Origin of the sequence: Pantoea sp. Lu_F5_004, from assembly GCF_051136245.1 — a bacterium.
Classification (GTDB): domain Bacteria; phylum Pseudomonadota; class Gammaproteobacteria; order Enterobacterales; family Enterobacteriaceae; genus Pantoea; species Pantoea agglomerans.
This window is the reverse complement of record NZ_CP194946.1, coordinates 1,591,652-1,612,121: the sequence shown is the minus strand read 5'-3', so window position 1 is coordinate 1,612,121 and position 20,470 is coordinate 1,591,652. Positions and strand designations below refer to the sequence as shown.

16 protein-coding genes are annotated in these 20,470 nt (G+C 60.2%); all 16 read right to left on the bottom strand.

Annotated elements, in window-relative coordinates; genetic code table 11:
- Positions 1-45 precede the first annotated feature (45 nt).
- A complete protein-coding gene (locus ACR8BN_RS07405; protein WP_122458193.1) occupies positions 46-2,004 on the bottom strand; it encodes a hydantoinase B/oxoprolinase family protein in 1,959 nt (652 codons plus the stop codon).
- 1 nt (position 2,005) lies between these two features.
- On the bottom strand, positions 2,006-4,051 hold the full coding sequence (locus ACR8BN_RS07400; RefSeq protein ID WP_434747478.1) for a hydantoinase/oxoprolinase family protein: 2,046 nt from the start codon (positions 4,049-4,051) through the stop codon (positions 2,006-2,008).
- Between the two features lie 18 nt (positions 4,052-4,069).
- Positions 4,070-4,516 carry a GNAT family N-acetyltransferase gene (locus ACR8BN_RS07395; protein WP_010247848.1) on the bottom strand — a complete coding sequence of 149 codons (447 nt, stop codon included), beginning with the start codon at positions 4,514-4,516 and terminating at the stop codon, positions 4,070-4,072.
- A gap of 271 nt (positions 4,517-4,787) precedes the next feature.
- Positions 4,788-5,300, bottom strand: a complete 513-nt coding sequence (locus tag ACR8BN_RS07390; protein WP_010247853.1) for an Lrp/AsnC family transcriptional regulator — start codon at positions 5,298-5,300, stop codon at positions 4,788-4,790.
- 290 nt (positions 5,301-5,590) lie between these two features.
- Positions 5,591-6,907 (bottom strand): 4-aminobutyrate--2-oxoglutarate transaminase, encoded by a 1,317-nt coding sequence (gene gabT, locus ACR8BN_RS07385; protein WP_010670905.1) that lies wholly within the window; start codon positions 6,905-6,907, stop codon positions 5,591-5,593.
- 113 nt (positions 6,908-7,020) lie between these two features.
- Positions 7,021-8,154 carry a M20 aminoacylase family protein gene (locus ACR8BN_RS07380; RefSeq protein ID WP_434747477.1) on the bottom strand — a complete coding sequence of 378 codons (1,134 nt, stop codon included), beginning with the start codon at positions 8,152-8,154 and terminating at the stop codon, positions 7,021-7,023.
- 1 nt (position 8,155) lies between these two features.
- Positions 8,156-9,082 carry a 2-hydroxyacid dehydrogenase gene (locus ACR8BN_RS07375; RefSeq protein ID WP_208003016.1) on the bottom strand — a complete coding sequence of 309 codons (927 nt, stop codon included), beginning with the start codon at positions 9,080-9,082 and terminating at the stop codon, positions 8,156-8,158.
- Positions 9,082-9,924 carry a GNAT family N-acetyltransferase gene (locus ACR8BN_RS07370; protein ID WP_434747476.1) on the bottom strand — a complete coding sequence of 281 codons (843 nt, stop codon included), beginning with the start codon at positions 9,922-9,924 and terminating at the stop codon, positions 9,082-9,084. The genes ACR8BN_RS07375 and ACR8BN_RS07370 overlap by 1 nt, the downstream gene beginning before the upstream one ends.
- 11 nt (positions 9,925-9,935) lie before the next feature.
- Positions 9,936-11,267, bottom strand: coding sequence for an NAD(P)/FAD-dependent oxidoreductase (locus tag ACR8BN_RS07365; RefSeq protein ID WP_434747475.1), 1,332 nt, complete (start codon positions 11,265-11,267; stop codon positions 9,936-9,938).
- A gap of 134 nt (positions 11,268-11,401) precedes the next feature.
- Positions 11,402-13,066 carry an ABC transporter ATP-binding protein gene (locus ACR8BN_RS07360; protein ID WP_434747474.1) on the bottom strand — a complete coding sequence of 555 codons (1,665 nt, stop codon included), beginning with the start codon at positions 13,064-13,066 and terminating at the stop codon, positions 11,402-11,404.
- Complete coding sequence (locus tag ACR8BN_RS07355; RefSeq protein ID WP_434747473.1) at positions 13,063-13,914, bottom strand: ABC transporter permease; 852 nt, start codon at positions 13,912-13,914, stop codon at positions 13,063-13,065. The genes ACR8BN_RS07360 and ACR8BN_RS07355 overlap by 4 nt, the downstream gene beginning before the upstream one ends.
- A complete protein-coding gene (locus ACR8BN_RS07350; protein WP_069025139.1) occupies positions 13,911-14,867 on the bottom strand; it encodes an ABC transporter permease in 957 nt (318 codons plus the stop codon). Before ACR8BN_RS07350 ends, ACR8BN_RS07355 begins: the two co-directional genes overlap by 4 nt.
- Before the next feature lie 27 nt (positions 14,868-14,894).
- Positions 14,895-16,502, bottom strand: coding sequence for an ABC transporter substrate-binding protein (locus ACR8BN_RS07345; RefSeq protein WP_010247876.1), 1,608 nt, complete (start codon positions 16,500-16,502; stop codon positions 14,895-14,897).
- 82 nt (positions 16,503-16,584) lie between these two features.
- Positions 16,585-17,862 (bottom strand): NAD(P)/FAD-dependent oxidoreductase, encoded by a 1,278-nt coding sequence (locus tag ACR8BN_RS07340; RefSeq protein WP_134160721.1) that lies wholly within the window; start codon positions 17,860-17,862, stop codon positions 16,585-16,587.
- A 10-nt stretch (positions 17,863-17,872) separates the two neighbouring features.
- Complete coding sequence (locus ACR8BN_RS07335) at positions 17,873-18,541, bottom strand: haloacid dehalogenase type II (protein WP_163793062.1); 669 nt, start codon at positions 18,539-18,541, stop codon at positions 17,873-17,875.
- 28 nt (positions 18,542-18,569) lie between these two features.
- On the bottom strand, positions 18,570-20,039 hold the full coding sequence (locus ACR8BN_RS07330) for an aldehyde dehydrogenase family protein (protein WP_031591249.1): 1,470 nt from the start codon (positions 20,037-20,039) through the stop codon (positions 18,570-18,572).
- Between the last annotated feature and the right edge of the window lie 431 nt (positions 20,040-20,470).

The window sequence follows — 20,470 nt, the reverse complement described above, 5'->3', positions numbered from 1 at the left end:
TAGTCCATGCAGACTTAAAGCGTAGTAGACGATGCGCAATCGCCGTTAATTGTTCGCCATTGCCGGGTATCGCTGACGCAAATCACTGAATATTTGTGCCATATCCGCCGTTTCGCCTATCTCTGCCACCGCCCGGAATACCTGGGTTTTCAGGAAGTGACGCCAGCTCACCGGCGCGCTTGCCAGAAAGGCGGTAAGTAACTGATAACGCTGTGGCGTCCAGAGCATTTCGAAGCGACTCCGTGCTTCGCCGTGCTCAAAATGGTGCGCAGCCTGCTGCGGCATCGTGGCGCGCAGGTGCTCCGTTGCTGCCCGATCCACGTGGTGATCAACCACTACCACGCCATACTGCGTCCTGGCTGCCGCGACGCTGAGATAACCGCAGCGCACATCCTGCATCACCGCATCGGCATCGCGCTGTGTCGGCAGGCCATAACCGCCCGCGCCGGGTCCGCGCACTTCGACCACGTCACCCGGCAGGCAGTGGATCACATCAGTGTTACCGTGATTGATGACCTCACCGTCGCGCCGGGTACGGAAGTAAGAGAGCGCCCCACTCTGGCCGCCGACGACACCCGCCGAGGCAAACACCGATCGGTTACGGTTGCGCGCGGTAATGGTGGTATTGGGCGAGAAAATCTCAAATGCCATTTCGGTGGCTAAACCGCCGCGATAGCGACCGGCTCCGGCGCTGTCCTGGGCCAGTCCGTAGCGATGAAAGCGGATTGGCACTTCCGCTTCGTTGATCTCAATCGGGGTGTTTTTCAGAAAGGCTGAAAGACCGCCGGAGCCGTCAGGCCCATCGTGACGCGGCGTGCCGCCCGCGCCGCCGCCCACCGGACCCAGCGAGGCGACCACACTGCGATTCTGCGTCTGGGTACGGATGTTCATGATTGAGTTGCCGCCCGGTGAATTCGCGGGCAAACGCTCCGGCATCGCCAGCGAGAAGACGCCGATAGTGGCAATCTGCGACAGTGCACAGGTCAGGGAGCGCATCCCCACCGCTGCGGGTGCTTCACAGTTCATGACCGTGCCAGGCGGCAGGATTGCCCGGGTGGGTCGCAGCGTACCGGCGTTAAGCAGCAGTGAACGGTCCAGCGTAGAGAGCACATAGGTAACACCCACCAGCGCCAGCGGATGTCGCTCACGTCCGCCAGTCGGCATGTTCAGCGACGAGGCCAGTTGCGGGTCGCTGCCGGTGTAGTCCAGCTCCAGCTGATCGCCCTGCACCCGCAGAGTAATGGCGATCCGGCAGGGATAACCGCCCTCGCCATCTTCATCGGCGTAGTCGGCATAGAAGTATTCCCCGTCGGGAATGGTTTTGATAATGCTGCGCGCCTGCGCTTCGGCGTAATCGAGAATGCCCTCAATGCCCTGCAAAAAATCGGCGATGCCAAAGCGGGCAATAATGTCGTGGATTTTACGCTCGCCGACGTTCACCGACGCCAGCTGGGCTTTGAAATCGCCCCAGTTCTGATCCGGCACCCGCACATTGAGCCGCATGATGCTGGCGACCTCTTCGTTGAGTTGACCCTGCCGCATGATCTTCAGCGGCGGGATGCGAATCCCCTCCTGCACGATATCGGTCAGCGAGCGCGACAGCGAGGCAGGCACCGCGCCGCCGACGTCGGTGTTATGAATGTGGCCCACCACGAAGCAGACAATTTCACCCTGGTGGAACACCGGTTTCCAGATGTGGATATCGGGCGAGTGGGTCGCCACGTTGCCGGCGTAAGCGTCGTTGGTAATGCAGATGTCGCCGTCAGCGTACTCTTCAATCAGTGCCAGCACCGGCGCATAGTCGATGCCGCTGTACCAGGGCGCGCCAAAGCTGCGCGGCGAGGCAAACGCCAGGCCGCTGCGGCTGACAATCTGACAGGAGAAATCTTCCGTCTCTTTCACAAAGGTGGAGTGCGCCGTGCGCATCAGGGTAAAGGCCATCGCATCGGCAGCGGCGGCGCAGTAGTTCGCCAGGATCTGTAAGTTACGTCCATCAATCGCCATGTTATGCCTCGTTCGCCGTGATCAGCAGATTACCGAATGAATCGACCGTGACACCCATGCCGGGCGGCACGCAGGTGGTGCAGTCATCCTGGGCGATGATGACCGGGCCACTGAGCTGATGGCCGGCGCGCAGCGCCGAACGCAGCACTAAATCAACCTGATGCCAGCCGCCGTCGATCCACGCCCTGGTCTGTTTCAGTACCGGCACCGGTTCCGTGGCCGGAGCCAGTGGGTTAATCACCGGTTTCGGCGTCGGTGAGGCAATCACCAGCCGCAGGTTGATCAACTGCACCGGAGCCTGCGGGTCACAGTGACCAAACAGCTGCTGGTGCTGACGATCAAAGGCGTCATGCAGTGCAGTGAAATCCGCCTGCGCCAGCCAGTTCGCCTCCAGCGGCACATCGATCTCAAACGACTGCCCGCGATAGCGCATATCCGCGCTGAACTGCAGGCTGTAAGGCATGTCGCTGCCGTGCTCCTGTGCCAGCCAGCCACAGGCGCGCTGCTGTAATGCTTCGGCTTCACTGGCCAGGGTGTCGGCCAGGGCGGGCGTCAGATCGCCGTAGAGCGTGCGGATAAAGTCGTTACGAATGTCCGCCACCAGCCCGCCCAGTGCGGACAGCACGCCCGGCGTCGGCGGCACAATCACCCCTTTCATATTCAGTTCGCGGGCCAGAAAACAGCCCATCATCGGCCCGGCACCGCCAAAGGCCAGGAACCAGAATTCTCGCGGATCGAGACCAAAGCGCGACAGCAGGCCGCTGGTGTCGCTGTACATACTGGAGATCGCCAGCTGGATGGCGGTTTCCGCCGTTTCCTGCACCGTGACGCCAAGCGCATCGGCCAGCGGCTGCCAGGCCGCACAGGCGGCGTCCACATCCACAGTGACGGCGTTATAACCCAGCGCGCCATGGCCCATCATGCCGCAGGCGGCAAATGCATCGGTGGCGGTGGGCTGCGTGCCGCCGCGCCGGAAGCAGACCGGGCCAGGCAGCGATCCCGCACTGTCCGGGCCCATCTGCAGCACACCCTGACCATCGATCCACGCCAGCGAGCCGCCGCCCTGACCCACCGAGGTGACGGCGACAGAAGGAATAAAGATCGGGAAATCCCCGATGATTTCGCCATTGCCCTGCGCCACTTTGCCGTCGATGATCACCGCCACGTCGGCGCTGGTGCCACCGATATCCAGGCTGAGGATTTTGTCAAAACCGCAGGCGCTGGCGAGATAGCTGGCGCCAATCACTCCGGATGCGGTGCCGGAGAGCACCATCTGCACGCATTCGCGTTTCGCCTGATCGACGCCCATCACCCCGCCGTTGGATTTGGTGATGCGCGGCGGCGGCTTGACGCCCAGCCGGTGCAGCGCCTGCTCAAAGGATTCCAGATAGTGGATCACCATCGGCTGCACGTAGGCATTAATGGTGGCGGTAATGGTGCGTTCATATTCACGGATGATCGGCCAGATGTCAGCGGAACAGGAGGTCAGCAGCTCGGGTGCCACCTCGTCGATAATCGCCTTCACCGCCGCTTCATTGTGCTGGTTGCGATAGCTGTGCAGCAGCGACACCACAATGCCCTGACAGCCTGCCGCGCGTGCCTGAGCGATTGCGTCGAGCACACTCTGACGATCAGGCGGTTGCAACACGTTGCCGTGCGCGTCGCTGCGTTCACGGATGGCAAACACCCGATCGCGGGTGATCAGCGGAGCAGGACGCCGGGAGAAAAGATCGTGGATATGCGGAATTTTAAGCCGGGCCAGCTCCAGGACATCGCAGAAGCCCTCCGTGGCGAACAGTGCCAGCCGCACGCCGCGCCGCTGGATCACCGCGTTAATACCTACCGTGGTGCCGTGGGTGAAGTAGCCAATCTCAGCGGGGTCAATACCCTGATGCTGCTGAAACTGCGCCAGCCCGGTAACGATTTCGCTGCCTGGCTGATCCGGTCGTGACAGGACTTTCAGGGTGTGAATCTGGTTCGTTTGCTGATCGAGCACGGCGAAATCGGTAAAGGATCCGCCAATATCCACGCCAACGCGGTATCGCATATCGGGGTAACTCCAGTGTCAGGAAGGGGGAAATTCCATCAGTGCCTCGGGATGCTGCACCACACGCCAGCCGAGCCGCTGATAGACCTGATGGGCATCCTGGGTTGAGAGCATCCAGCGATGCACCGTTTGCAGCTCCGGGTGTTCACGGACGCAGGTTGCCAGCCAGCTGCCCAGCCCGTGACCGCGCCAGTTTTCATCAATCATTACGTCACACAGCCAGCCAAACCGGGTGTAGTCGGTGATGAGGCGGGCAAAACCAATCTGTCTCTGCTGGTGATAGAGGCCAAACGGCAGCGAACCGGCAATCGCCCGCACGGTTTTGGCCAGCGGCTGGCCTTTGGCCCAGTAGGACTTCTCCGCCAGCTGGATGTGGATCCACGCCAGGTCGAGCTGCTGGCGGCTGGTGGAGACAGTGAACGCCTCGCGCTGCCACTGCTGGTCAGCAATCTGTAATGAGTCCATGACAACTCCTTGTATCGGTTGAAAACAGTGTAAAAGGGTTCGCCCAACGGTTGAGGCTGTAGCGCGCTACAGAACCGGCTGTTGCGACTGAATTTTGCGTCATGAAGAAATTTTATGCTGAGGGGGCATCTTGCAGATTAACGGGAGAAGTGAAGCGGATGGGCGAACATAAGTGCGGCTGGTGTGAATCGCGAAAGAGCAGACAGATACAAGGCAGGTGACGGCCCTCTTTCCACCGGTAAACATGGCGAGGGCGACGCCTGACCGCCCGCTACACGCCGAACTCCACCGAATTGTGCTTGCCGATCAGCGATCGCAACGGCACGCTGCTTTTCATGATCGGGGATTTGATCACGATATAGCTGAAGTACTTATCGATGCCGATCTGAGCGTCGAGCATCTTCTCAATCACTTCCTGGTAATGTTCAATGCTGCGGGTAATAAAGCGCAGCAAATAGTCATAGCCGCCGGTAATCAGATGGCACTCCATCAGCTCATCGACGTCGCGCATCGCACTTTCAAATTTCATAAAGTCTTCGCGGCGATGGCCTGACAGGGTGACTTCGGTAAAGACGGTCACCGAATCGGTAATGCGGGTGAGATTAATGTGCGCTTCATAACCGGTGATAAAACCGGCCTGTTCCAGACGTTTGACCCGTTGCAGACAGGGACTGGGCGAAAGACCTACGGCGTCGGCGAGGTTAACGTTGCTGATACGGCCATCTTTCTGGAGTTGCACCAGGATGTTGATGTCGATGCGGTCGAGTTTCATTAAGCCGTTCATAGCACCCCCCTCATTGTCAGAGCCTGTCCCGCCAGGCGTCATTGTTGCAGGCAGTCTGGAGACGGACAGCGCGCAACAACCGGCGCGTACATGACGTACGTGGGGATTGTAAGCACTGACCAGGTTCAGACTGACAAATGAAATAGCCTGATGGGATAGACGCTTAATTAAATGTGCAGAACCTCCCGAAGGTATATCACGCTTTACCGTAAACGCGCCAGCGCTTCGCAGTGGTTATACCAGCGGGAGATTTTCAAATTACTTTAACAATATCAATGAGGAATCGCACTTTATCCCAACCGGCCTGTGGCGCGGGCCAGCGCAATATCGAAGATATGCAGCGCCTCTTCCAGCTGTGAGTCGGTAGTGACCAGCGGCGCCAGGAAACGGATAGTGTTGCGATGCAGGCCGCATTTAATCAGCAGCAATCCTTCCTGGCAGGCGCTGTCGAGGATCTTCTGAGTTAAGGCCGCATCCGGGCGACCGGTTTCGAAATCGAGGATCTCCACCGCCTGCATAAAGCCCACGCCGCGGACGTCACCGATGCAGGCATATTTATCCGCCAGCTGCCGCAGTCGTGCATTGAGTTGCTCGCCAAGCTGGCAGGAGCGCTGCAACAGGTTTTCCTGCTCAAACAGATCCAGCACCGCCAGCGCCGCAGCACAGGCCAGTGCGTTGCCGCCATAAGTACCGCCTAACCCGCCGGGTGTGGGTGCATCCATGATCTCTGCACGCCCCACCACGCCGGAAATCGGCAGACCGCCGCCCAGGCTTTTCGCCAGCGTGACTAAATCGGGTTTAATACCCAGTTGCTGGAAGGCGAACATCGTGCCGGTACGCCCGAAGCCGGACTGGATTTCATCACAAATCAGCAGAATACCGTGCTGGCTTGTGATGCGACGCAGCGCCTGCATAAATGCCGGACCAGCGGGCAGGAAGCCGCCGTCGCCCTGAACCGGCTCAATGATAATTGCCGCGACCCGCTCCGGCAGGATCTGCACCGCAAACAGCTGATCCAGCGCTTTCAGGCAGTCTGCTTCAGTAATACCGTGCAGCGGATTCGGGAAGGGAAGACGGTAAATATCGCCGGGGAACGGGCCAAAATTCTGTTTGTAAGGCGCGGACATGCCGGTCAGGGTGATACCCAGCAGGGTGCGGCCATGAAACGCACCATCAAAAGCGATGATGCCAGAGCGCTGGGTGTGTGAGCGGGCAATCTTCACCGCATTTTCCACCGCTTCAGCGCCGCTGGTAAAGAAGACGCTTTTGTACGCCTCATCGCCGCCCACCAGTTTGTTCAGCCGCTGCGCCAGCTCGATGTAGCCCGGATAGGCCACCACCTGAAAACAGGCGTGAGACACCAGACCGAGCTGGCGGGTCACCGCATTGACCACTGCCGGGTGATTGTGGCCGACATTCAGCACCCCGATGCCGCCGACAAAGTCGAGATAGCGATTGCCCTCCACGTCCCACACTTCACTGCCTCTGGCGCGTTCGATCACCAGCGGATGGGCGGTAACTACGCCGCGCGGCACATTCTGCTCGCGTGCATCCAGTAACAGGCTGTTATCGGAGTATGCTTGCTGCTCTGCCATGACATTCTGCATTTTAAACCCTCATCCACGTAACGTTCGGTTGGCTCAAGTATCGCAACCCGCTGGTTTGTCACGCTGCCGTAATTCCTCAGACAGCGGCATTTCCTGTTAAAATCCTGCGGCATTCAGCAGGGAAATTTCTCTGCCAGCGCCTGACGAATCAGCGTGACAAAAACGTTAACGCCATGCGGGATCAGCGCATCGTTGAAGTCGTAAGCGGCATGATGCAGCGGCTTGCAGGGTGCCGATCCCAGCCACAGATAGGCACCGGGCCGCGCCTGCAGCATAAAAGCGAAATCTTCTGAGGTAAGTGCGGGCTGGGGCGCGGCCTCAGCCGTGATGCCCGCCTGCGTCAGCGCCTGCAGGCAAAACTGCGCTTCAGCAGTGCTATTCAGGGTCGCCGGGTAGTAGCGCAGATAGCTGACCTCTGCGTGCAGGCCGTGAGCGGCGGTGATGTGCTCCGCCATCTGACGCAGCCGCGCTTCAATCGTCGCCTGCGCTGCCGGGCTGAAAGTGCGCACCGTGCCGGTGATGTTCGCCTCCGCCGGGATCATGTTGTGCGAAAAGCCGCCCTGCATCCGGGTGACGGTGAGCAGCGCCGTTTCGCACGGATCCAGCGCGCGTGACACCAGGGTATTCAGCTGCACCACCAGTTCGCTGGTCGCCAGCAGAGTATCGCGCGTCAGATGTGGCTGTGCGGCATGACCACCTCCGCCCAGTACCCGGATATCAAAGCGGTCAGCCGCCGCCATGATCGCGCCAGGACGGGTCTGTACCTGGCCGAGCGGCAGTTCCGGCCAGTTGTGAATGGCGTAGACCGCCTCGCAGGGAAAGCGGCTGAACAGGCCATCGTCAATCATCGCCTTTGCACCCGCCAGCCCCTCTTCGGCGGGCTGGAAGATAAAGCAGACGCTGCCATCAAAGCTGACGTCGCGCGCCAGTTTTTCTGCGGCTCCCAGCAGCATCACGGTGTGACCGTCGTGGCCGCAGGCGTGGCTCACCTGCTCCGCGCGGCTTTGCCAGTCGGTGCCGCTCTGATCCTGCATCGGCAGCGCATCCATATCAGCCCGCAGGCCGATCATGCGTTCACTGCTGCCCTTTTTCAGTATCCCGACCACGCCGGTTTTACCGATGCCGCGATGCACCTTTATGCCAAGCTGTTGCAGAAAATTCGCCACGATGTCGCTGGTGCGCTGCTCCTGAAAGCCCAGTTCCGGATGCGCATGCAGGTCGCGGCGCAGTGCCACCAGATGTTCCATTTTAATATCCTCGTGAACGGTCAATCTCACCGCGCAGCGGCTCGCCACGCTGATAGCGCCGCAGGTTTTCCAGCAGTGCCGCAATGGCGCTCTCATTCTGCGTCTGACTGGCAACGTGGGGTGTGAGCCAGATGGCGGGATGGTGCCAGAAGGGATGGCCCGACGGTAACGGCTCCGGGTCGGTCACATCGATCACGGCGGCACGGAGCTGCCCGCTCTCCAGCGCCTGCAGCAGATCGTCCTGATTCAGCTGGGGGCCGCGCCCGGCCTGCACCAGCGCCGCGCCCTGTGGTAATTGATTAAACAGGGTGCGGTTAAGCAGACCCTGTGTGGTGTCAGTCAGCGGCAGCAGGCAGACCAGAATCTCGCTGTGCGCCAGAAACGCCCCGAGCTGATCGTCACCGTGCCAGCAGCGGACGCCGGGAATCTGGCGCGGTGTGCGGCTCCAGCCGGCGCAGTCAAAGCCCAGCGCCACCAGCTGTTGCAGTGCGGCCTGGCCCAGTTCGCCCAGCCCCATGACGCCCACCCGACGCTGCGCGGCAGGTAATGCCGCGTGTGCCAGCCACTGCTGCTGGCGTTGCTGATGAAAATAGCGCGGCATGTCGCGATGCAGGCCGAGCACCGCGAAGGTGACATACTCCACCATGCCCTGGGTCAGGCCTGGTTCGATCATTCTTATCACCGGCAGCTCGGTTGGTAGCGCGCCAAGGTCAAACTGATCGGCCCCGGCACCCACGGAGAACAGCAGTTTCAGCCGGGGGAAAAGCGCAGTGATGTCAGCCGGTGGCTGCCAGGCAACCAGCGCCTCAGCCTGCTCTGGATCGCCGGTCTCAGGCCAGATATGCAGCTGAATGTCAGGCGCATGCGCTGCCAGCCAGCGCTGCCAGATGCGGCCACGTTCCGGCTCCGATTTATAGACGATATGCATCAGGCCATCGCCTGCGTCATCAGTCCAAACGCCTGCATACCCTGCGGCGTCCAGGGCGTGCCGCGCACCATAGTCGCAGGCGCATCGACCTGAGGGATGCCGAGGCTCTGTAGCCAGGCGGCCATCGGCAGCGCGGCATCGGTGTCGATGCGGAGAAATTCCCCCTGCAGCGACTGCATCAGCGAGGCGACCAGCGCCTTCGCTACCGCGAAGTCTCCCGCGATGATCGGGCCTATCGCCCAGCCGTGACCAAAGCGGCGCAGGCTGGCGAAGCCCTGAATTTGCTGTTGGTCATCCTGCAACAGCACCGTCTGGCAGTCGCGCAGCAGGTGGTCGAACAGTGCCGGACGATGCATGCCGTGCGCCTGCTGATCCAGCGTCACCAGGGTGGCGTGGTCGGCCAGTGTTGCCGGACGCAGCAGCAGCCCAGCCGGGATCACGGGTTCTGGCAGCGTGGTCACGGCGCGGGTCTGGTGCTGGCGAATCTCACCGCAACTGACAAACCCGAGCTTTTCATACAAACCTTTGCCCATTTCGGTGGCGTGCAGACGCACGTTACAATCAGGCAATTTTTCCAGTTGCGCCAGCATCAGCTGTTTGCCCAGGCCGCGCCCCTGCTGCTGGTTATCGACAATGATCAGTCCCAGCGTGGCGGCACTGTCGCCCCAGCGCCAGAGCACGGCGCTGCCAATCAGCTTGCCCTGCTCTTCAATCACTGTGCCCTCGCCCAGCTGCAGCGCCAGCGCCCAGTCTTCGCGTCGGTGGGGCCATTTCAGTGCCTGAGTTAAGGTGAAACAGTGGTCGAGATCGTCCGGCGTCATTGCGCGTATTTTCAGGCTCATTGCAGGTCTCCTTACATCATGCCTGGCGTTTCAAGTCCGCTGCCGTCAACCAGACGGCTGTAGCGATAAGGGGTGGGATCAACAACTGGCGTGGCTTCGGTCGCCAGATCGGCAGCCAGTCGTCCGGCACCCGGTCCGATACCGAAGCCGTGGGCGCTGTAGCCCGCCGAGAGCACCAGCCCCGGCAGTTTCGCCACGGTGGAGATCACCGGAATCGCGTCCGGGGTGCTGTCAATCATGCCGCCCCAGGACTGCGCCAGCCGCAGGTTCGCCAGCGCCGGATATTCACGCCGCATCGCCGCCAGTCCCTCTTCTACGATCGCTGCATCGGCTGCCGGATCGAGAATGCGCATGCGCTCAAACGGCGACTCGCGGTCAAATGCCCAGCCACCCATTGCTTCCGGGCCATTGAAGAACGGCGACAGGCCAAGATTCAGGGTGAGATTCTTGCGGCGACTTTTAAACGTCGGATAGAACTGGCGGGCATAGCGCAGCCCCTGCGCCCCCGGCTCCAGCCGACCGCGACCCGAGACGGATACGGTGTAGCTGCCGTCCATTTGTGGCCGACAGGCAAAGCCTGGCGTGTAAAGCGGCATCGCAATCGCCTGCTCAATGGGCTGCGTGCGGAAGGCGGTGCCAATCACGTTGCCCAGCGGCAGATCAATACCGTGACGACGGCAGAACATGGAGGTCCAGGCCCCGGCGGCACAGATTACCCGGCTGGTTTTGATCAGGCCACGCTCGGTCCAGACGCCGCTGACCCGTCCGGCGGCGATATCCAGCCCGCGCACCGCGCACTGCTGAAACAGCAGCGCCCCTTTTTTCAGCGCGCCCGCCACCAGCCCGGGCGCAGCCAGACGAGGTTCGGCGTGACCGTCGGTAGGTGCTGAGAGACCGCCCCGCCAGCTTGTGGTGCTGCCGGGCGTCATCGCTTTGGCCTGCTCCGCCGTGAGGATCGAACTGCGCACGCCATAGCCTTTTGCCATCTGGATCCACTTATCCCAGGCCGCGATGTCCGACTCTTCCTGCGTGGCGTAAACCAGCCCGCTGCGGCGGAAACCCAGCTCCTCGCCGGTTTCATCGTTAAGCTCACCCCAGCGTTGCAGCGCATAAATAATCAGCGGCAATTCACGTTCATCGCGGTTCTGCTGGCGACACCAGCCCCAGTTACGGCTCGACTGCTCCGCTCCTACCAGGCCTTTTTCGATTAGCACGACCTTCAGTCCCTGCTTCGCCAGCTCCCAGGTGGCGGCGGCTCCGGCGATACCGGCGCCAATAACCACTACATCGGCGGAATCGGGAAAATTCGCACTGTCCTGTACATAACGAATCGGTGCAGGCATAACAAGACTACCTCTGTTGTCAGTATCTGATCAGCGCAGAGCGATATCACCGCTGTGTGCTGACCCGTGCCGCCCGCGCATTACATTAGTGCTGTGCCGGCGGATTAATCAGGGTGCCAGTTGCTTCAGGCAACTCACTCTGCTTTTAAAATCTCTTCATGCTCATCCAGCCAGCCCTGACGCAGCTCCGGCACCGCGCGTTTCAGCCGCTCGAAATACAACTCGCTGGTCGGCTTGTCGTAGTCGCTGCGCGCCAGCTGGGTGACGATGCGACCGCTCTTCATCACCACGATTTCATCACACACCGCGCGTACCGCATGCATGTCATGGCTGATGAAGATCACCGAGAGTCCCAGTTCGCGGCGCAGTTCGCTGATTAAGTCGAGGACGGCGGCGGCAACCACCGTATCCAGCGCCGAGGTCACTTCATCACACAGAATCAGATCCGGCTCAGCCGCCAGCGCGCGCGCCAGATTGACGCGCTGCTTCTGCCCGCCAGAGAGCGCCCAGGGACGCCGCCACAGCACGTTGCGCGGAAGCTGCACCAGATCCAGCAGCTGATAAAGCCGCTGCTGTCGGGCCGCACCGTTCAGACCGTGAAACAGCGTTAGCGGACGCGACAGGATGCGTTCAACGCTGTGAGCCGGGTTCAGCGCGGTGTCTGCCATCTGGAATACATACTGAATGCGGCGCAGTTCGTTGTCAGGCCGTTTTTGCATATCGCCTGAGATGTAGTGGCCGTTGAACAGAATATGGCCGTGGCTTGGAGCGTTGAGTCCGGCAATGGCGTGCGCCAGAGTGGTTTTACCTGAGCCTGACTCACCGATAATGCCAATCGCCTGCCCTTTCCACAGCCTGAGATTGATATCCTCCAGAATGCGTATTTTCGGATAGCCGTCGCTGCCGCGCGGGCCATAACCTGCGCTGAGGTCGCGCACCTCTAGCAGCGGCTGAATATCGGCGGCAACCGGGCACCAGTTGCTGGGCCGCTCTTTCTGCCGCGCCGCCTCCATCAGTAAACGGGTGTACTCCGCCTGCGGTGCGCCGATCAGATGCGCGGTGCTGCCATACTCCGCCATCCTGCCGCGCAGCAGCACCAGTATCCGGTCTGCCATCTGCGCCACCACGGCTAAATCGTGACTGACGTAAATCGCCGTGACGCCGCGCTGCACCACCACGCGGCGAAACGCCTTCAGCACTTCCACCTGCGTGGTCACATCCAGCGCGGTAGTTGGTTCATCAAGGATGACCACGTCAGGATCGCCAATCAGCGCCATCGCCGTCATCAGACGCTGCAACTGACCGCCCGACACCTGGTGCGGGAAGCGGTCGCCAATGGTCTCGGGGTTGGGCAGCGCCAGTTCGCGGAACAGCTCAATCGCTTTGGCTTTTGCCGCTTTGCGGGTCAGGGTGCCGTGGATAACCACCGGCTCAATCACCTGGTCGAGGATCTTCATGCCCGGATTAAACGACGCTGCCGCGCTCTGGGCGATATAAGCGACTTTGTTGCCGCGAAAGGCGCGCAGCTGCCCCGGCGTCAGGCTGTTAACGTCGGTGCCGGCAACATGAATGTTGCCGTCGGCGATGCGGCAGCCGCTGCGGGCGTAACCCATCAGCGCCATCGCGATAGTGGTTTTACCTGAGCCGGATTCGCCAATCAGCGCCAGCACCTCGCCCTTCTGCACGGTAAAGTGAATGTCGGAAACCAGGTCGATCTCTTCGCCGCGATCGGTCTGCGCAGTGACGCGCAGTTTATCCACCGAAATCACCGGCATGGCGGTATGTGGTGTCACGTTCATGTTCCCTCCTTCGCCAGCGTCATCGGACGCATCGCCTGCAGGCTGTCAATAAACAGGTTGGCGCCAATGGTCAGGCTGGCAATCGCCAGCGCGGGCATCAGCACCGCAGGCGAGCCGTCAAACAGCCCCTGCATATTTTCACGCACCAGCGTGCCCCAGTCGGCGTAGGGCGGCTGAACACCCAGACCGAGGAAGCTCAGGCCGCTCAGCAGCAGAACGATGTAGACAAAGCGCAGACCAAAGTCAGTCAGCATCGGGTGCACCATGTTGGGCAGGATATCGTGAATGGCGATATACCAGCGGCTTTCGCCCCGCAGCCGTGACGCCCGGACATAGTCCATGCTGCGCAGCGAGCTGGCCATGGCAAACGCGATACGGAATGCGCCCGGCCAGTAGGTGAAGACCGCCGTGAGGATCAGCATTGGCAGTGAGGAGCCAAATACCGCGACTATCATCAGGGACAGCACTTTACCCGGCAGTACCAGCAGCGCGTCGTTGACGCGGCCCAGTACCTCCTCCAGCCAGCGCCCCGCCACCGCTGCCAGCAGCGCCAGCAGCGTGCCGATCAGGCTGGCCAGCAGCGCCGCACTCAGCGCCAGACCGATAGAGAACTTCGCGCCGTAGAGAATGCGGCTCAGCATGTCGCGCCCAAGGTAGTCGGTGCCCAGCAGGTTATCAGACGTCAGGCCGCCCATCAGCGGGCCGCCGCCGATGTCATCAATGCTGTGCGGGGCCAGCGGGGTGCCGAATACCGCCATCAGCAGCCAGAACAGCGACATTATCAGACCCAGCCGTCCCGACCAGGAGAGCGACTGTAAGAAACGCCAGGGCAACGAGAGAATATTCATGCGCTTCTCCATTTCGGGTTAAAGGCGATAGTCAGAATGTCTGCCGCCAGCAGCAGGACCAGGTAGCAGGCGGCGAACAGCATCACGCAGAGCTGCACCACCGGCAGGTCGCGGTTACTGACCGCATCCACCAGCTGGCTGGCCAGACCGGGATAGCTGAAGATAGTTTCGATGATGATCACCCCGCCAAACAGATAGGAGAGGCTGAGTGAAATGGCATTGGCGATGGGGCCGACCGCGTTAGGCAGTGCGTGACGCAGCACCGCTCTCAGCGGTGAAACCCCTTTCAGCAGCGCCATCTCCAGATAAGGGCTGTCGAGCTGGTTGATAATGGCTGCCCGCGTCATACGCGCCATCTGCGCCACCAGCACGCAGCAGAGGGTCAGCACCGGCAGCGCGTAGGCTTTGAGGTAACTCAGCAGGTCGCTATCCGGGCTGCCGAACGACATCGCTGACACCCAGTGCAGCTTGACGGCAAAAATCAACACCGCCACCGTCGCCACCAGAAACTCCGGCACGGCAACCGTCGCCATAGTGCCGATGACCAGCGCCCGATCGAGCCGTGAACCGCGATTCATCGCCGCAATAATGCCGATAATCAGCGCCAGCGGCACGCAGATCAGCGTGGTGATACCCGCCAGTTCAAAGGTGGCGGGAATGCGCTGCGCCACCAGCTGCGAGACCGGCAAATGGCTGGCAAACGAGGTGCCAAAGTCGCCCTGCACCATGCCTGACAGCCAGTGGAAGTAGCGCATCAGCAAAGGCTGATCGAGACCCAGTTGCTGCCGTAACGCCGCCACCGTTTCCGGCGTGGCGTTCTGGCCGAGGATCATCTGCGCTGCGTCGCCCGGCAGCAGGCTGGTGATGAAAAACACCACCGCCGAGACGATAAGCAAAGTCAGGATGCCAGCACCAATTCGCCGGGCAATCAGGAACAGCATGTATCGGTTCATCGGCGTACTCCTTCCTCAAATAACGTATCAGGCGCTCAGCCACGCAAACTCATGGAAGCGATAGCCCATCATCATGCCCGACGGCCAGGCCTCCACCCCTTTGACCTTTTTGTTGTAGCCATCTGTGGAGCTGATAAAGGTCGGGATAAGGGTGCCGCAGTGGTCATAAATCAGCGTCTGCATGTCGCCATACATCTGCTTGCGTTTCGCCTGATCGCGCTCACCGCGTGCCGCGACCACCAGCTGATCAAACTGAGGGTTTTTCCAGCCCGATTCGTTATTCGGTGCGGTAGAGAGATAAAACTGTGAGAAGAGCATGTCGAGCGTCGGACGCGGATTTATCGAGCCATATCCCACCGGATCTTTCATCCAGTGCGAAGACCAGTAACCGTCATACGGCACACGTCGCACTTTGATGTTCAGCCCTGCCCCGCGCGCCATCTGCTGAATCATCTGACCGCCTTCATTTGCCCCTTCGATATTCGGCGTGGTGATAATCTCCACCGTGGAGCCGGCCATGCCCGCTTTTTTGATGTGGAACTTCGCTTTTTCAATGTCCAGCGCACGCGGTTTGAGATCGGCGTTATAGAGCGGATGCCACGGCGGCACCGGGGTGTCATTACTGACGTCGCCGTAACCCTGCAGCACCGTTTTCACCAGCATTTCACGTGGCTGCAGATATTTCATCGCCAGCACGAAATCTTCGTTGTTACCCGGCTTCACATCGGTGCGGATAATCAGGTTGGTGTACATGCCCGATTTACTCTCAAGCACGCCAAATTCGCTGCTGGCTTTGATGCGCTTGCAGTCGGCAGCGGTCAGCGTGGAGACCATCTGCAGATCGCCCGACATCAGGGCATTAACGCGCGCTGCGCCGTCGGTGACGCCAATCAGCTCTACCTCATCCAGATGTGGCAGACCAGGCTTGTAGTAGTTAGGGTTTTTGGTGCCGATGGTGCGCACACCCGGCATAAAGGCTTTGCAGACAAACGGACCGGTGCCGATGCCTTTGCTGAAATCTTTGGTGCCGTCCGGCACGATCAGAAACGGCGGTGTCGCCAGCATATAAGGGACGTCGAAGTTAGCGCTGCTCAGCTCCAGCTGCACCTCATTATCATTGACCGCGCTGAAGGTTTTGAACTGATCGGCCAGCTTAAAGGCGATAGAGGCGATGGCCGGATCTTTGTGACGGCTGAGCGAGTAGATAACATCTTTGGCAGTCAGCGGTTTGCCATCATGGAAAGTGACCCCCTTACGCAGTTTGATATGCCAGGTAATGCCGTCGCTGGATTCCAGCGATTCGGCCAGCGCTGGCTGCGCCATCAGGTTTTTATCCAGCTCGGTCAGGCCGCTGTAGAACATAAACTGGCGGGTGTAATCCGCACTGTTGTTACTTTTGGCCGGATCAAGTGTATCGGTGGCCGAGGCATTCGACATCGCCGCCCGCAGTTTACCGCCCCTGACCGGCTTGTCGTCCGCCAGTGCCGCCCCTGAAAAAGTGATCAGGCCGCTGCTCATCACCGCACCGGCTGAGAGCATTTTCATCAGGCTGCGACGTGAAAGTGAGCCTTCGGTGATCATGCGCGTCAGTGCCGGATTTACCGCATCAGCGTCGTTATTATCAAATTTACTCATCTCTGTACCCTCAATAGTCAGGCGAACCGGGGATCATGTTCTGGCGGTGCTGATAACCTGGCGGTCAGCACCCGACGGGACGTTATGAAAGGCGATCCTTTGCTTTGTAATAGAGTCCTGCGAGCGGTAAAAACCATGGCTTGCCGTGATAACCGGGCAGCGCAGGCCATGTGTCGCGCTGCCAGGGATTTTCAGTGCGCTTTTCAGCCAGCAGACTGGCCATGACGCGTCCCATCCACACAGACATCTGGGTGCCGTGACCGCTGTAGCCCAGCGAATAGAAGAGGCCATCCTGTTCACCCGCGTGCGGCAGACGGTCGGCGGTCATGTCGACCATACCGCCCCAGCAGTAATCCACCTGCGACTGGCCAAGCTGTGGCAGCATCTGCGTCATCGCCCGGCGCAGGATTTCGCCGCTACGCGAATCCGACGTCGGGTTGCTGACGGCAAACCGCGCCCGCCCGCCAAACACCAAACGGCGATCGGCCGTAGTACGGAAGTAGTTGCCGATATTCAGTGAGGTGACATAGGTGCGATCGTTTGGCAGCACCTGGCGCAGCAGCGCCGGGTCGAGCGCCTCAGTCACCACGATAAAGCTGCCGACCGGCACAATGCGGCGCTGAAACCAGGGAAAAGGGCCGACGTTGGAGCAGCCGGTCGCCATCAGCACTTTGTCCGCCAGAATAGTGCCCTGCGCGGTCTCTACCCGATGCTGATAACCCTTCAGGCGTTCTAACTTCGTCACGGCGTGGTGCGGGAAAATCTTCGCGCCGCTGCGGGCGGCGGCCTCAGCCAGCCCGACGCCGAACTTGCCCATGTGCATCTGACCGCCTCGCTTCTGCAGCAGGCCGCCGTGGAAGTCATCGCTGGCGATCTCGTTGCGTACCGCCGTTTTGTCGAGCAGTTCGATCTCCGGGTCAACGGTGCGGCGCATCAGTTCATACGCTTCCTGCAGCCCGGCCACATGCGACGCTTTGCTGGCGAGCTTGAGTTTGCCGCACAGCCGGAAATCGCAGTCGATCGCTTCATCCTGGATCAGTTGCTGGACATAGCTCACCGCCTCATCAAATGCCCGGTAGAAGCGGCTGGCCTGCTCCAGACCCTGGCTCGCCACCAGCGAGGCGAAGTTCTGCGCCACACCGGTGTTGCAGTGCCCGCCGTTGCGCGCCGAGGCCTGGCTCATCACGTCGCCACTCTCCAGCAGCACCACGCTGATGCCGCTGCGCGCCAGGTTCAGGGCCGCCGAGATGCCGGTGAAGCCACCGCCAATCACCACCACGTCCGCCTGTGCCGGCAGCGGTTCGCGTGCGGCACCGGTAAAGGCCGGAGCGGTAGCCTGCCAGAACGATTCCAGTTTCATGGGGTGTTCCTCAGAGTCCTACGACGCCAGGCAGGCCGCCAATATCGTTGATTTCGGTGTACTGGTAGTACGGATTCGCCGGTTCATGACCGCGATTAACCCAGACTTTGTTTTTGATGCCGAGATCGTGGGCAGTCATCAGGTCATAGCGGAAGCTGGAGGAGACGTGCAGGATCTCCTCCGGGCCGCAGCCGAGCTTATCCAGCATGTACTCGAAGCCCTTCATCTGTGGTTTGTAGGCTCCCGTCTCTTCTGCCGTGATAGCCATATAGATTGGTGCGCCCAGACGTGGTTCGTGATGCGGGATCAGGTCTTTCATCGAGTTGGTCAGCAGCACCAGTGGAAACTCCTTAGCAACCTTTGCCAGCCCGGCGGGCACGTCGGGATGCGGACCCCAGCTGGCGCAGTCGGTGTAGATAAAGTCGCTGTCGGCTTTGTCCCAGCGGATGCCCCACTTTTTGCAGGTGCGCTGCAGGGCATTACTCACCACGTCGTAATAGGGTTTCCACGCGCCGAGCACCTCATCCAGCCGGTAGCTGGAAAAGTCGGTGGTAAAGGCGAGCATTGCGTCAGGGTCGACGCGGTCGCTGAAACAGCGCTGCGCGGCACCCGCCATATCGAAGCGAATCAGCGTGCCGTAACAGTCAAACGTGATGAATTTCGGTTTAAACAGTGCCATGTAACACCCTCGTCATTGTCAGTTGCGCTTAGAAATCGATGAGTACACTCTTCTGGCGCTGGCAGGCCTGAAACGCCTGGCGGCCTAAATCTTTACCAATGCCGGAGCCAAGAAAGCCGCCGGTCGGAATGATGAAGTCGCCGGAGCGGCCATAGCGGTTGATCCAGACGGTGCCCGCGTCAATGGCGCGCATTGCCCGCAGCGCGCGCGGCAGACTCAGGGTGTGAACACCGGCGCAGAGGCCATAGGTGTCATGGGCGGCCATCGCCAGTCCCTGCTCTTCATCATCAAACGTCTGCACCGTCAGCACCGGACCAAAAATCTCCTGCTGGACCGCCGGGTTATCCTGCGCCACGTGACTCAGCAGCGTGGGCTGCCAGAACCAGCCGTCGTCGGTGTCGGCAAAACGCTCACCGCCCACCAGCACTTCTGCGCCCTGCGCTTTTGCCGCTTCAATAACCGAGCAGACTTTGTTGCCCTGTCGTTCGTCGATCAGCGGCGCGTAGCGGCTGTCCTCCTGCCAGGTGACGCCCGGTTTAACCTCCCGGCAGAGTTGAGCCAGCCGCTCAACCAGCGGATCGGCAATGTTGCGCTGCACAATAAGACGGGTGCCCGCCACGCAGGCCTGACCGCCGTTGGCGGTGAAGCCGCGCAGAATACGCTGGGCCAGCACCTCAAGGTCACCCGCGTCATCAAACACCAGTTGCGGACTTTTGCCGCCCAGTTCCAGCGTCACCGGTTTCATGCCGTGCTGGGCGGCATCGCTCATGATGCGTTGACCGGTCAGCGTCGAGCCGGTAAACGAGACTTTGCGCACCAGCGGATGTTTTACCAGCGCGCTGCCGGTCACCGCGCCACTGCCCTGGACAATGTTCAGCACGCCGGCTGGTAAGCCTGCCTGAATGGCCAGTTCGGCCATGCGCACGGTTGAAAACGGGGTCAGTTCAGAGGGTTTAAGCACCACCGCATTACCCGCCGCCAGCGCCGGTCCGCATTTCCACGACGCCATCGACAATGGGAAATTCCACGGGGTAATCGCGGCGATAACGCCATAAGGTTCGGCAATCAGCATACCGAGGCTGCTGTCGCGGGTAGGAAAGAGATCCCCGCTGTATTTATCAGCGCATTCGGCATAGAAGCGAATCGCTTCGGCGGTAAAAGGAATTTCGTGCAGCACCACGTCATTGATCGGCCGGGTCGAGCCCAGCGCTTCCAGCTGTGCCAGCAGCGCGTCCTGCTCAATCAGATCGGCCCAGCGGCGCAGTACCCGTCCGCGTTCGCGCGGCGGACAACCGGACCAGCCGCTGCTTTTCAGCGCCTGATGCGCCACGGTCACGGCACGATCGACATCCTGCGGCGTGGCGTCCTGCAGCGTGGCATAGACCCTGCCATCCGAGGGACGTTTAACCTCAAAGGATGCGCCCTGGCTCTGGCAGTGCTGGCCGCCAATATAATGGCCAGCTGGAAGAGAAACTTTTTCCGGGTCGAAACTTAACATGGAAGAATTCCTTATTTGTTACACCCATCAGTTGCTGGTTTATTAGCATTTAAAACTGCCGGTTTCTGCGCTGTTAATAAGCTAATGCAGAAAGTATGCCAGCCGGGCAAAAAATAAAAATGCGTTTAAAACAGCGCAAAAAAATTTTCTGCCGTATTGCCGGGAGATTTTTTGCGGAATTGCCGAACAATTAAACAGATGATTTACTTCACAAAATTTATGCGCCCTGCTGGTGCAACCTGCACGGAAATTGCACCAAAGCGGATATTGCTGATAAGGCTGCTCATTCCGGTACGCATGACCCGCCGATTTAACGACCCGCTTCACATCCCTGATAAATTTTTTAATTTTTCAGAACAATTATTTGACGCCGGTAAGTTTTTACTGAGCCTCAGGCAAAAAAAAGGCCACCCGGATTACCCGGCTGGCCT

What these genes read in the sequence shown, in the direction of transcription:
- ACR8BN_RS07405 (WP_122458193.1), bottom strand. Translation starts at nt 2,004, where the DNA reads ATGGCGATTGATGGACGTAACTTACAGATCCTGGCGAACTACTGCGCC.
- ACR8BN_RS07400 (WP_434747478.1), bottom strand. Translation starts at nt 4,051, where the DNA reads ATGCGATACCGCGTTGGCGTGGATATTGGCGGATCCTTTACCGATTTC.
- ACR8BN_RS07395 (WP_010247848.1), bottom strand. Translation starts at nt 4,516, where the DNA reads ATGGACTCATTACAGATTGCTGACCAGCAGTGGCAGCGCGAGGCGTTC.
- ACR8BN_RS07390 (WP_010247853.1), bottom strand. Translation starts at nt 5,300, where the DNA reads ATGAACGGCTTAATGAAACTCGACCGCATCGACATCAACATCCTGGTG.
- gabT (WP_010670905.1), bottom strand. Translation starts at nt 6,907, where the DNA reads ATGCAGAATGTCATGGCAGAGCAGCAAGCATACTCCGATAACAGCCTG.
- ACR8BN_RS07380 (WP_434747477.1), bottom strand. Translation starts at nt 8,154, where the DNA reads ATGGAACATCTGGTGGCACTGCGCCGCGACCTGCATGCGCATCCGGAA.
- ACR8BN_RS07375 (WP_208003016.1), bottom strand. Translation starts at nt 9,082, where the DNA reads ATGCATATCGTCTATAAATCGGAGCCGGAACGTGGCCGCATCTGGCAG.
- ACR8BN_RS07370 (WP_434747476.1), bottom strand. Translation starts at nt 9,924, where the DNA reads ATGAGCCTGAAAATACGCGCAATGACGCCGGACGATCTCGACCACTGT.
- ACR8BN_RS07365 (WP_434747475.1), bottom strand. Translation starts at nt 11,267, where the DNA reads ATGCCTGCACCGATTCGTTATGTACAGGACAGTGCGAATTTTCCCGAT.
- ACR8BN_RS07360 (WP_434747474.1), bottom strand. Translation starts at nt 13,066, where the DNA reads ATGAACGTGACACCACATACCGCCATGCCGGTGATTTCGGTGGATAAA.
- ACR8BN_RS07355 (WP_434747473.1), bottom strand. Translation starts at nt 13,914, where the DNA reads ATGAATATTCTCTCGTTGCCCTGGCGTTTCTTACAGTCGCTCTCCTGG.
- ACR8BN_RS07350 (WP_069025139.1), bottom strand. Translation starts at nt 14,867, where the DNA reads ATGAACCGATACATGCTGTTCCTGATTGCCCGGCGAATTGGTGCTGGC.
- ACR8BN_RS07345 (WP_010247876.1), bottom strand. Translation starts at nt 16,502, where the DNA reads ATGAGTAAATTTGATAATAACGACGCTGATGCGGTAAATCCGGCACTG.
- ACR8BN_RS07340 (WP_134160721.1), bottom strand. Translation starts at nt 17,862, where the DNA reads ATGAAACTGGAATCGTTCTGGCAGGCTACCGCTCCGGCCTTTACCGGT.
- ACR8BN_RS07335 (WP_163793062.1), bottom strand. Translation starts at nt 18,541, where the DNA reads ATGGCACTGTTTAAACCGAAATTCATCACGTTTGACTGTTACGGCACG.
- ACR8BN_RS07330 (WP_031591249.1), bottom strand. Translation starts at nt 20,039, where the DNA reads ATGTTAAGTTTCGACCCGGAAAAAGTTTCTCTTCCAGCTGGCCATTAT.